General features: G+C 68.1%; 11 protein-coding genes and 2 pseudogenes. 8 read left to right on the top strand and 5 right to left on the bottom strand.

The window, feature by feature from the left end:
- From ISS20_RS20325 to hda, 3 genes and pseudogenes are all read right to left on the bottom strand, one after another.
- Positions 1 to 283 (bottom strand): annotated as a pseudogene (locus tag ISS20_RS20325) (polynucleotide adenylyltransferase PcnB); the annotation flags it as partial.
- Positions 284 to 319: 36 nt separating this feature from the next.
- A complete protein-coding gene (locus tag ISS20_RS20320) occupies positions 320 to 1,042 on the bottom strand; it encodes an HAD family hydrolase (RefSeq protein ID WP_291439004.1) in 723 nt (240 codons plus the stop codon).
- Between the two features lie 35 nt (positions 1,043 to 1,077).
- The gene (gene hda, locus ISS20_RS20315; protein ID WP_015015370.1) at positions 1,078 to 1,776 is read right to left on the bottom strand and encodes a DnaA regulatory inactivator Hda; all 699 of its coding nucleotides are present in this window, start codon (positions 1,774 to 1,776) and stop codon (positions 1,078 to 1,080) included.
- A gap of 268 nt (positions 1,777 to 2,044) precedes the next feature.
- Between hda and ISS20_RS20310 the strand changes: the two genes are divergently transcribed.
- The 3 genes from ISS20_RS20310 (at position 2,045) to ISS20_RS20300 (ending at position 5,523) form a co-directional block, all read left to right on the top strand.
- On the top strand, positions 2,045 to 3,262 hold the full coding sequence (locus ISS20_RS20310) for an MFS transporter (RefSeq protein ID WP_291439002.1): 1,218 nt from the start codon (positions 2,045 to 2,047) through the stop codon (positions 3,260 to 3,262).
- A 77-nt stretch (positions 3,263 to 3,339) separates the two neighbouring features.
- Positions 3,340 to 4,389, top strand: a complete 1,050-nt coding sequence (purM, locus tag ISS20_RS20305) for a phosphoribosylformylglycinamidine cyclo-ligase (RefSeq protein WP_291439000.1) — start codon at positions 3,340 to 3,342, stop codon at positions 4,387 to 4,389.
- 33 nt (positions 4,390 to 4,422) lie between these two features.
- On the top strand, positions 4,423 to 5,523 hold the full coding sequence (locus ISS20_RS20300) for an AI-2E family transporter (protein ID WP_056066692.1): 1,101 nt from the start codon (positions 4,423 to 4,425) through the stop codon (positions 5,521 to 5,523).
- Between the two features lie 108 nt (positions 5,524 to 5,631).
- On the opposite strand, the gene ISS20_RS20295 is transcribed toward ISS20_RS20300, so the two are convergent.
- Positions 5,632 to 6,762 (bottom strand): PHB depolymerase family esterase, encoded by a 1,131-nt coding sequence (locus ISS20_RS20295; RefSeq protein WP_291438997.1) that lies wholly within the window; start codon positions 6,760 to 6,762, stop codon positions 5,632 to 5,634.
- A 324-nt stretch (positions 6,763 to 7,086) separates the two neighbouring features.
- Between ISS20_RS20295 and ISS20_RS20290 the strand changes: the two genes are divergently transcribed.
- From ISS20_RS20290 to ISS20_RS20270, 5 genes are all read left to right on the top strand, one after another.
- Complete coding sequence (locus ISS20_RS20290) at positions 7,087 to 7,647, top strand: isochorismatase family protein (RefSeq protein WP_291438995.1); 561 nt, start codon at positions 7,087 to 7,089, stop codon at positions 7,645 to 7,647.
- Between the two features lie 59 nt (positions 7,648 to 7,706).
- The gene (locus ISS20_RS20285) at positions 7,707 to 8,321 is read left to right on the top strand and encodes a DJ-1/PfpI family protein (RefSeq protein WP_291439005.1); all 615 of its coding nucleotides are present in this window, start codon (positions 7,707 to 7,709) and stop codon (positions 8,319 to 8,321) included.
- A gap of 29 nt (positions 8,322 to 8,350) precedes the next feature.
- Entirely contained in the window at positions 8,351 to 9,346 is a 996-nt protein-coding gene (locus ISS20_RS20280) for a helix-turn-helix domain-containing protein (RefSeq protein WP_056748306.1), read from the top strand.
- Between the two features lie 92 nt (positions 9,347 to 9,438).
- Positions 9,439 to 9,945 (top strand): GAF domain-containing protein, encoded by a 507-nt coding sequence (locus ISS20_RS20275; protein WP_291438993.1) that lies wholly within the window; start codon positions 9,439 to 9,441, stop codon positions 9,943 to 9,945.
- Positions 9,942 to 10,331: a histidine kinase gene (locus ISS20_RS20270; RefSeq protein ID WP_192420086.1), complete on the top strand. Its 390-nt coding sequence runs from the start codon at positions 9,942 to 9,944 to the stop codon at positions 10,329 to 10,331. The genes ISS20_RS20275 and ISS20_RS20270 overlap by 4 nt, the downstream gene beginning before the upstream one ends.
- A gap of 31 nt (positions 10,332 to 10,362) precedes the next feature.
- Here the strand turns inward: ISS20_RS20270 and ISS20_RS20265 are convergent.
- Positions 10,363 to 10,778, bottom strand: a pseudogene (locus tag ISS20_RS20265) (polyphosphate kinase 2); the annotation flags it as partial.

The raw sequence follows: 10,778 nt of genomic DNA, 5'->3' as shown, positions 1-10,778 counted from the left end.
GGAACAGGCCCTTGACCTGCTCGGGCGTGGCATTGGTGGCCACATCGAAGTCCTTGGGGCGCAGGCCCAGCAGCAGGTCACGCACGGCACCGCCCACGATGTAGGCCTCGAAGCCCGCGTCCTTGAGCGTCTGCACCACCTCGGCCGCGCGGCGGTCCACCAGCTCGGGGTTGATGCCGTGCACCGAGGCAGGCACCTCTTCGCGCTTGCCGAAATGGGGCTTGCCGCCCGAGGTGCCGGGCGTCGATTTGCCCAGCAGTTTGTCGATGAACTTCTTGATCATGGGTAGGGAGGTATCAGGGGGCTGCGCGCGCAGGGGTCAGGAGGCCGTCTGGCTGGCGGGCTCGGCGGAGGGTGCCGAGAACAGGTCCAGTATGCGCCAGCCGCGCTGCTGGGCCAGGGCGCGCAGGCGCGGGTCGGGGTTGGTGGCGACCGGGTGGTTCACCTTCTCCAGCAGGGGTACGTCGTTCATGGAGTCGCTGTAGAACGTGCTCTCCACGTCGGCCCAGCTAAGCTGCCGCTCGGCCAGCCATTGTTCCATGCGGCGCACTTTGCCTTCGCGCATGGTGGGGATGCCGTCGATCTCGCCGGTGTACCAGCCGCTGGTATCACGCACCAGCTGCACGGCCAGGAGCTGCGGCACGCCCAAGGCCTGGGCGATAGGTGTGGTCACAAATTCGTTGGTGGCGGTGACGATCAGCACCTCGTCACCCGCTGCCTGGTGCTGGCGGATCAGATCGAGCGCCTGGGGCGTGATGGCGGGGGTGATGACCTCGCGCATGAACTGCTCATGCGCCGCTGCTGCGGCCTCGGGCCCGCGCAAGCGCACGGCCTCGGTCGCAAAACGCACGTAGTCGTGCACGTCGAGCGTGCCGGCCTGGTAGTGGGCATAGAACTCGTCGTTGCGGCGCGCGAACTCCACCGGGTCGTTCCAGCCGATGCGGATGGTGAACTCGCCCCACTCGTAGTCGGAGTCGAGCGGCAGCAGCGTGTGGTCCAGGTCAAACAGCGCAAGCCGCAGGCGGCGAGATTCAGTAGTCATTCAGTGTCACAAAGGGCAAAAAGAGGTGCGCGGCTTCATTCAGATTCGAGCATCGTCTTGAGCAGCGGAATCGTGATGGCGCGCTGGGTGCGCAGGGCAAACGCGTCGAGCTGGTCCAGCAACTGCATCAGGCTGCCCAGGTCGCGCGAAAAGCGGTTGAGCATGTAGTCCATGACTTCGTCGCCCAGGAACACGCCGCGCGCGTCGGCCTCCTGGCGCAGCACGGCGCGGCGCTCGGCCTCGCCCAGCAGTTGCAGCTGGAACACATGGCCCCAGCCCAGACGGCTGCGCAGGTCGTCGCGCAGCGGCAGGTCGGCGGGGGGCAGGTCGCCCGCCGCCAGCACCCAGCGCTGGCTGCCGCTGGCGGGACTGATGGCGTTGACGAACCAGTTGAAGGCGGTGGCCTGCTGGGCGGTGTCGTACAGATGCACGTCGTCCATGACAACGGCGGCCCAGCGCTCGTCAAAGTCTGGCGGCTCGCCCACCGTAGGGTCCAGCCAGCCCACGCTGGAGCCCTGCTCGCGCAGGGCCTGGCGCACGGCCTGCAGCAAATGGGTCTTGCCGCTGCCCGGTTCGCCCCAGAGGTAGGTGGGCACAGGCGACCGTGTGGTTTCGCTGCTGCCCGCCCCGGCGGCCAGGCGCAGGTGCTGCAGCGCGGCCTCGTTGGGCCCGGCAAAAAAACGCTCCAGGGTCGGCCCGGTGGCCAGGCCGATGTCCAGCGCCAGTTGCTTCATCGTCATGCGCGGCACCCGCACAGCGCAGGCTGAACCGTGGCAGAAGGTGCGGAAACGGCGGTCAGGAAGAGGGTCAGCAGCGGCATCACAAGTGGGTGGGAAGGCACCGGGCCGTCGATGACTCCGGCCAGGCGCGGCGACAAAGTGGCGTACGGCGCGTGGTCACCGACCGGCTCCCTGGCAGGGGCTGGGCGACAATGGCCGCGATTTTAGTCTGCTGCCAGCCCCCTGAGCCGCCGCTCGGCCCCACCCTCGCCTGCCTTGCACCATGACAGCTCCCGCCACCCCCGCCAAGCGCCTGCCCGCCAGCATCTGGGCACTGGGCTTCGTCAGCCTGCTGATGGACGTGTCATCCGAGATGATCCACAGCCTGCTGCCGGTGTTCCTGGTCACCTCGCTGGGGGTCAGCATGCTCACGGTGGGCCTCATCGAGGGGGCTGCGGAAGCCACGGCGCTGATGCTCAAGGTGTTCTCAGGCGTGCTGAGCGACTGGTGGGGGCGGCGCAAGCCGCTGGCGGTGCTGGGCTACGGGCTGGGAGCGTTGTCCAAGCCGCTGTTTGCCATCGCACCCACCGTGGGCCTGGTGGTCACGGCGCGCCTCATTGACAGGGTGGGCAAGGGCATCCGGGGAGCGCCGCGCGACGCGCTGGTAGCCGACCTGGCGCCGCCCGGCATGCGCGGCGCGGCGTTCGGGCTGCGTCAGTCGCTGGACACCGTGGGCGCCTTTCTGGGCCCGTTGCTGGCCATGGGCCTGATGCTGCTGTGGGCCAATGACTTCCGCGCGGTGTTCTGGGTGGCCGTGATTCCGGCCGCCCTGTGTGTGGCGCTGCTGCTGGTGGGCGTGCGCGAACCCGAGCGCGCCGCCAGCGCCGTGCGCACCAACCCCATCCGCCGCGAGAACCTGCGCCGCCTGGGCGGCGCCTACTGGTGGGTGGTGGCCCTGGGCGCCGTGTTCACGCTGGCGCGCTTCAGCGAGGCATTTTTGGTGCTGCGCGTGCAACAGGGTGGCCTGCCACTGGCCTGGACGCCCCTGGTGCTGGTGCTGATGAACGTGGTGTTTGCACTGGGCGCCTACCCGCTGGGCAAACTGGCAGACAGCACGCGCCACACCACGCTGCTGGCCTGGGGGCTGGTAGCGCTGATCGCGGCCGATGCGCTGCTGGCCTTCAGCGACCGGGGCGCCGCCGCCTGGCTGGGCATTGCACTGTGGGGCCTGCACATGGCCATGACGCAAGGGCTGCTGGCCACCATGGTGGCCGACACCGCACCGGCCGACCTGCGGGGCACGGCATTTGGCATGTTCAACCTGGTCAGCGGCGTGGCGCTGCTGGTGGCCAGCGGCCTGGCAGGTCTGCTGTGGGACCGGCTGGGCGCCAGTGCCACGTTTGGTGCCGGAATCCTGTTTGCCACGCTGGCGCTGGCCGGTGTACTGGTGCAATCTGCCCGGCATGGCCGTCCCCCAAAGCCCCCTGCCCCACAGGGCTGAGCGGGGGCGCCTAAGCGTGCCCCTTAAAATCCCCGGATTCCAGCCCGCCCGGCGGGCCTACCAGCACCACACCATCCATGAGCTCTTCTGCCCCCTCCACCCCCATCTCCTACAAAGACGCCGGCGTTGACATCGACGCGGGCGACGCCCTGGTCGAGCGCATCAAGCCGCTGGCCAAGAAGACCATGCGCGAAGGCGTGCTGGCGGGCATCGGCGGCTTTGGCGCGCTGTTTGAAGTGCCCAAGCGCTACAAGGAGCCCGTGCTGGTCTCCGGCACCGATGGCGTGGGCACCAAGCTCAAGCTGGCGTTTGAATGGAACATGCACGACACCGTGGGCATCGACCTGGTGGCCATGAGCGTGAACGACGTGCTGGTGCAAGGCGCCGAGCCCCTGTTCTTCCTGGACTACTTTGCCTGCGGCAAGCTTGACGTGGACACGGCCGCTGCCGTGGTGGGCGGCATTGCCAAGGGCTGCGAGCTGTCTGGCTGCGCCTTGATCGGCGGCGAAACGGCCGAGATGCCCGGCATGTACCCTGCGGGCGAATACGACCTGGCCGGCTTTGCCGTGGGTGCGGTCGAAAAATCCAAGATCCTGACCGGCAAGGACGTGGCCCCTGGCGACGTGGTGCTGGGCCTGGCCAGCCATGGGGTGCACTCCAACGGCTTCTCTCTGGTGCGCAAGTGCATTGACCGCGCCGAAGCCGCAGGCACCGTGCCCGCCACGCTGGACGGCAAGCCCTTCAAGCAAGCCATCATGGAACCCACCCGCCTGTACGTGAAGAACGTGCTGGCTGCGCTGGCTTCACACCCCATCAAGGCCCTGGCCCACATCACCGGCGGCGGTTTGCTGGAGAACATCCCCCGCGTGCTGCCCGACGGCACCGCCGCGCACCTGAAGAAGGGCAGCTGGCCCCAGACCGAGCTGTTCGCCTGGCTGCAGAAGACGGCGGGCATCGACGACATCGAGATGAACCGCACCTTCAACAACGGCATCGGCATGGTGGTGGTGGTGGATGCGGCCAACGCCGAAGCCACGGCCGCCACGCTGCGAGCTGCCGGTGAACAGGTCTACGCGATTGGCACGATCGCAGCGCGTGGCGAAGGCGCCGCCGTGGTGGTGGCCTGATACCCGGCCAGCAACACCGCCCCCTCACCGCGCATGGCGCAGCGCCCCGCTCCACCCCCCTCAGCGCAACCTGAGCCCACGCCCACCACCCTGCCCCCGCGCGCCCTGAACCAGGGCATCGTGGTGGCCAGCTATCTGCTGGTGGCCGCTGCGCTGCTGCTGGTGATGTGGCGTGGCCTGCTTCCCGGCCTGCTGTGTGTGTGTCTGGGCTTTTTGCTCACCCGGGCGCTCACGGGCTGGTTTGCAGCGGGGCTGGGCCGGATCCAGCGCCAAGCCGCCCCATCCCCCACCAGCCTGCGCGTGGCCCAGGTCACGGCCGCTGGTCTGGTGATGCTGCTGCCCCTGGCGCTGCTGGCGCTGGGCCTGACCCATTCGCGTGGCTACCTGGTCAGCGCACCGCAGCAGTACCAGGAACTGCTCACCTACATGGCCCGCACGGTGCTGGAGCTGCGCCTGAAGCTGCCCGCCGACATGGCCTCCCACCTGCCCGAGGGCGTGGCCGACATCCAGCGCATCATTGCCAGCTATCTGGGCGCCAAGGCCGGTGCGCTGGCCATGGCGGGGCGGGCCTGGCTCGCCGGTGTGCTGTTTGCCTATGTGGGCCTGCTCATCGGCGCGCTCGCCGCCGTGCGCCCGCCGGTGCTGGCGCGCGGCCCGCTGGCCCAGCAGCTCAAGCTGCGCATCACGCTGTTTGGCGAGGCGTTCCGCCAGATCGTGGCGGCGCAGTTCTGGATCGCGGCGTTCAACACCCTGCTCACCGCCCTGTTCCTGCTGTTCGTGCTGCCGGTGTGGGGGCTGCAGCTGCCTTACACGCCGGTGCTGATCACCTTCACCTTCGTGGCCGGGCTGGTGCCCATTGTGGGCAACCTGGTGTGCAACGTGGTGATCACCATCGTGGGGCTGTCGGTGTCGCCGCTGGCGGCCGCCGCCTGCCTGGGGTTTTTGATCCTGATCCACAAGGCCGAATATGTGATCAACGCCAAGGTGGTGGGCCGCCGCACCCAGATGGGTGTGTGGGAGCTTCTGAGCGTGATGTTCGTAGCCGAGGCCGTGTTTGGCCCTGCGGGGCTGGTGGCGGCGCCGCTGTTCTACGCCTACCTCAAGAAGGAACTGGTGGCCGCTCGGCTGGTGTGACCGCAGCCAGGCAGTGGCCTGCGGGCACCCCGGAGCCACCCGCGCGGACAGTCACTTTTTGATAGCAGCAAGCACAATCAGCACTAACGCTTGCGGCCATTTTCTTGACTATTTTCCGAATTGACGGGCCACAAAGGCCCAGATGAGCGCCGACGCATCGGGCCCGGCCGGGTCGCTGTAGGGCAACTGCGCGGCGCCGCCGCTCCAGGCATGGGCCAGCCCGACCACCTCACGCAGCGCCACCACAGTGCGGCCACGGGTCTTGAATTCGGTCACCCGCATGGGATAACGCTGGCCACGCTGGAGGGTGCGGATGGCACCCGCCCGCGCACCCAGCGCACCAGCCCACAACAAGGCGGTGGCCGCCGCGTTGCGCACCGACACCACGCCATCGGCATCGCCATGCAGGATCAGCAGCGGCGGCAAGGCCGCAGGGGCGCTGACGGGAGGCACCGTGGGAGCCGCCGCCCTGACCGCAGCGGCCACTGGCGGTGGCACGGGCAAATGGGCTTCGCGGCGGCCATGCATGGCGGCCAGGGCCGTGGCGGCAGATTCAGCCGTGCCGGGCGCCACGCCGGAATGCATGGCCACCGCGCAGAATCGGTCGGGGTAAAGCGCCGCCATCAGCACCGCCATGCTGGCGCCTGCCGACAACCCGGCTACAGCTACCCGCGCCAGGTCTACCGGGAGCCGGCGTGCCACCTTGTCCACGGCGGCCAGCAGCGTGGCGGCTTCGGCCTCGGCCCGGCCGCTGCGGCGTTCAAACCAGTTCCAGCAGCCGTGGGCATTGGCCATGCGTTCCTGCTCGGGGTACAGCACCACAAACCGATGGCGCGCTGCCAGCCGGTTCATGCGCGACACGGCGGCCATGTCCCGCCCCGTCTGCCCACAGCCGTGCAGCATCACCAGCAGCGGCAGCTTTTCGCCCTGGCGCAGGGCCAGCCCAGCGGGCACATACGCATGGAACCGCCGCGCCCCCGCGGGGCCGGGCGCAATGCCAGACATCCACTCACCCCGCGCCGGCACCGGCTTGCCTGCGGCGCGCGGAGTACGGGCCGTGTAGGGCGCTTTGGCAACCGCCGACTTCCGTGGCGCTGCCCGCAGCTTGGAAGCTGCCTTGGCCCGCACCGGCCGGGTGGTCGTCCGCGCAGCCCTCGCGGCTTTCTCAAAAGCCTTGAGATTGCGCTGGTAGGCCCGCGCCAGGGACGACAGCGAGAACAGGCGGGAGCGGCGGGGCATAGGCAGGCAGGTGGTCTGGCGGGTGATGTTCAAAAATCAGGGAAAACCCTAGCCACCTTAACAGCTTCCTACTTCACTTGGATATTGCTATATTTTTAATAGCTACAAAAGCAATATTGACTGGCGCACACCGCCGATCTGGCTTCAAAACCCGTCCCCAGGGGCGAGAGCAGCACCTGAAATGGCCTGCCCCGTCAGCCAAGCACACCATCCGCCAGAAAATGATGGCTGAAATTGATCGAATCCTGTCTCCGCCAGTTCGGACGTTGGGCCTCTTTACAAAGAACATAAGCGCATCCCAGCCACCTTCTTAGCGAGCACACCATGAAAACCTGTCTGATAGTGATTGATGTCCAGGAATCGTTCCGCCACCGCCCCTTTTTCACCGAACACGACCTGCCTGCCTACCTGCAAGCGCAGAACACGCTGATCGACGGGTGTGTCGCCCAGGGTATCCCGGTGGTGCGCGTGTTCCACAGCGACGGCCCCGAAGTCGCCGAGAACCCGTTTTCGCAGGCCTCGGGCCAGGTGCGGCCGCTGAAAGGCTTGGCCACCTTCAACGCAGCAGCCACCTTCACCAAGTCGCGCCACAGCGCGCTGGTGGGCACGGGCCTCGATGTGTGGCTGACACGCCATGGCATCCAGCGCCTGATCGTGAGCGGCATCCGCACCGAACAATGCTGCGAAACCACCACCCGCCACGCGTCCGACCTGGGCTGGGACGTGGACTACGTGACCGATGCCACGCTGACCTGGGACATGGTGCAGCCCGACGGCCAGGTGCTGGCGGCGGCCGACATCAAGACCCGCACCGCCACCGTGCTGCAAGGCCGCTTTGCGACCCTGTGCACCGTGCAACAGGCGCTGGACCGGGCGGCCGCATGAGCGCCGCGCCGGGCCGCCCCAAGCAAGCTCGCACCGCAGGCGAAGCCGAAGGTACAACAGTGAGCGCCCAGCCATTGCAGGTCGCCATCCTGGTGTTCGAAGACGTGGAGGCCCTGGACCTGGGCGGGCCCTATGAGGTCTTCACCACCGCCAGCCGCATGCACCAGCGGCAACATCCCGGCGCGCCTGCACCGTTTGTGGTGCAGTGCGTGGCCCGCAGCCTGGACCCGGTGCGCGCCCGGGCGGGTTTGCGCGTGTTGCCCGATGCGGACTTTGCCAGCGCCACCGCGCCCGATGTGCTGATCGTGCCCGGCGGCGTGGTCGATGCCGCTGCGGCCTGCCCCGCCACCCGCACCTGGGTGGTCCAGGCGGCAGGCCGTGCGCAGATCACGGCCTCGGTGTGCACAGGGGCCTTCATCCTGGCCGCAGCCGGTGTGCTGACCGAAGGCCCGGCCACCACCCACTGGGAGGACACCGCCGACCTGCGCACGCAGTACCCCGCGCTCGACGTGCAGGAGAATGTGCGCTGGGTGGACCGGGGCGCGCTGGTCACATCCGCTGGCATCAGCGCTGGCATCGACATGAGCCTGCACCTGGTCACCCGGCTGCTGGGCGCGGCGCTGTCCGAGCGCACGGCCCGCCAGATGGACACGCCCTGGAACCCCCAGCCCTGACACGCTTTTAGCCTGACCCAAAGCCATCGATGCAAAACCCGGCCTCCTCCCCCATCCACGTCTATTTCGCCCTGCTGCCGGGCAGCCTGGTGCTGGACTGGGCGGGCCCGGCCGAAGCGCTGCGCATTGCCAACCAGACCCTGGCCAAGCAAGGCCAGCCCGAGCGGTTTGTGCAGCACTTTGTGAGCCCCACGCCCGAGTCTGTCTCGTCGGTCGGCGCCGTGCTGACCCAGCTGGAGCCACTGCCTGCCACCCTGCCCAGCCCCGCCTGGGTGGTGCTGGTGGGCCTGGCCGGGCAACACATCGCGGTGGACGGCGACGAGGCCCGCGCGCTGCTGCACTGGCTGCGCGGGCTGCGGCCCGTGGCGGGGCAGCTGGAGCTGATCACCGTGTGCGCGGGCTCGGTGCTGGCCGCCCATGCCGGCCTGCTCACGGGGCGCCGCGCCACCACCCACCACCAGCATCTGGACGAGCTGGCCGCCGTGGACCCGCGCTGCGATGTGGTGGCCAACCGCGTGTTTGTGGCCGACGGCGCCGTGTACAGCAGCGCGGGCGTGACAACAGGCATCGACCTGCTGCTGCACCGCATCTCCGACACCTGCGGCCCCGCGCTGGCGGCCCAGGTGGCACAGGCCATGGTGGTGGCCCTGCGCCGGGGGCCCAACGACCCGGAGTTCTCGCCCTTTCTGCACCACCGCAACCACCTGCACCCGGCCCTGCACCGCGTGCAGGACGCCGTAGGCCAACAGCCCCAGGCCGACTGGAGCGTGCCGCAAATGGCCGAGGTGGCACACACCTCACCCCGGCATCTGACGCGGCTGTTTCTGGAACATGCGGGCATCGCCCCGCTGCAATACCTGCGCCGCATCCGCCTGGCCACGGCCGAGGCCGCGCTGCGTTCGGGCCAGAACGTGACGCAGGCGGCGCTGATGGCGGGGTTCAGCTCCGACACGCAGCTGCGCCGGGCCTGGCACCAGTTCGGGCGCGGCGGCACGCCATCACAGGGCAGTGCGCGCAGCCACTGAGGGGCCCGTCCGGTGTGATGCCGCGCGATGCACGCGACACGGTACCCGCCGATAATGAAGCCCTTTGCCGCACCACCCGCCGGGTCGCCACCATGCAAGAACCACCCCGCCCCGCCAACGAGCCCGACCGCCTGCAGGCGCTGCGCCAGCTGCTGATTCTGGACACGCCGCCCGAAGAGCGATTTGACCGCCTGACGGCCTTTGCTGCGCAGGAGTTCGATGTGCCCACGGCGCTGCTCTCGCTGATCGATGACGACCGCCAGTGGTTCAAGTCGCGGGTGGGCATGGATTCGTGCGAGACCCCGCGAAGCATCTCGTTCTGCGGCCACGCCATCCTGCAGGACGACATCATGGTCGTGCCCGATGTGAACCAGGACGAGCGCTTCATCGGCAACCCGCTGGTCACAGGGGAGCCCTACATCCAGTTTTATGCGGGCGCTCCGCTCAAGCTGCCCAATGGGCACAACGTGGGCACCCTGTGCCTGATCGATAGCAAACCGCGCACCCTGGACGACATCGACCTGGCCATCCTGGGATCGCTGCGCGATCTGGCAGTGGAAGAACTGGTGCGCCGCGAGAAGGGAGACGCTGCCCCATGAACGACCGCAGTCCCCAGGACATCCTGCTGGTTGAACCCAGTTCGCTGACCGGCAGCATCATCGTGACCACGGCCCGCCAGCTGAACCTGCCCGTGGTACGGCAGGTGAACAGCGTGCGCATGGCCCAGCAGCGGCTGAGCCAAGCGAACTATGCGGGCGTGATCGTCTCGCTCGACGAACAGGAGCAGGAGGCAGTCGCCTTGCTGGAGCAGGTGCGCAACGATGAACTGGCCGTCAGCGCCGATGTGCCGGTGGCGGTGACCACCACGCAGGTCGATGCCTCCACCGCCGTGAAGATGAAGGCCCTGCAGGTGCGGCGGGTGCTGATCAAGCCCTTCAAGGTGCGGGATGTGATCGCCACCATTGCACTGCTGAAGGACGCGTAGCCAAGCCCGCGAGCGCAGGGATCCAGCGGCCTCAGTAAACCTCTGGCACGTACATGCTGGCAGGCACGGGCTGGCGCAGGTATTCGGGGTTGCGCACGCGGTCGGGCAGCACCACGGGCGGGTGTGACACCTCCTGGTAGGGCAGCTGCGACAGCAGGTGCGCAATGCAGTTCAAGCGCGCCTTTTTCTTGTCCACCGCCTGCACCACCCACCAGGGTGCTTCGGGGATGTGGGTGCGCTCCAGCATCGTTTCCTTGGCCTTGGTGTAGGCCTCCCAGCGCACGCGGCTTTCCAGATCCATGGGGCTGAGCTTCCACTGCTTGAGCGGGTCGTGAATACGGCCCAGAAAGCGCAGGTGCTGCTCTTCATCGGTGATGGAGAACCAGTATTTGACCAGCGTGATGCCCGAACGCACCAGCATCTTTTCAAACTCGGGCACGGTGCGGA

This window comes from Acidovorax sp., from assembly GCF_016783915.1.
GTDB lineage: Bacteria > Pseudomonadota > Gammaproteobacteria > Burkholderiales > Burkholderiaceae_C > Acidovorax.
The sequence above is the reverse complement of the archived record's forward strand: the minus strand, read 5'-3'. Positions and strand labels throughout refer to the sequence as shown.

Coding starts and splice junctions, on each gene's coding strand:
- purM (WP_291439000.1), top strand. CDS start 3,340: ATGAGCTCTTCTGCCCCCTCCACCCCCATCTCCTACAAAGACGCCGGC.
- ISS20_RS20295 (WP_291438997.1), bottom strand. CDS start 6,762: ATGCCCCGCCGCTCCCGCCTGTTCTCGCTGTCGTCCCTGGCGCGGGCC.
- ISS20_RS20270 (WP_192420086.1), top strand. CDS start 9,942: ATGAACGACCGCAGTCCCCAGGACATCCTGCTGGTTGAACCCAGTTCG.
- ISS20_RS20310 (WP_291439002.1), top strand. CDS start 2,045: ATGACAGCTCCCGCCACCCCCGCCAAGCGCCTGCCCGCCAGCATCTGG.
- ISS20_RS20320 (WP_291439004.1), bottom strand. CDS start 1,042: ATGACTACTGAATCTCGCCGCCTGCGGCTTGCGCTGTTTGACCTGGAC.
- hda (WP_015015370.1), bottom strand. CDS start 1,776: ATGAAGCAACTGGCGCTGGACATCGGCCTGGCCACCGGGCCGACCCTG.
- ISS20_RS20290 (WP_291438995.1), top strand. CDS start 7,087: ATGAAAACCTGTCTGATAGTGATTGATGTCCAGGAATCGTTCCGCCAC.
- ISS20_RS20275 (WP_291438993.1), top strand. CDS start 9,439: ATGCAAGAACCACCCCGCCCCGCCAACGAGCCCGACCGCCTGCAGGCG.
- ISS20_RS20300 (WP_056066692.1), top strand. CDS start 4,423: ATGGCGCAGCGCCCCGCTCCACCCCCCTCAGCGCAACCTGAGCCCACG.
- ISS20_RS20280 (WP_056748306.1), top strand. CDS start 8,351: ATGCAAAACCCGGCCTCCTCCCCCATCCACGTCTATTTCGCCCTGCTG.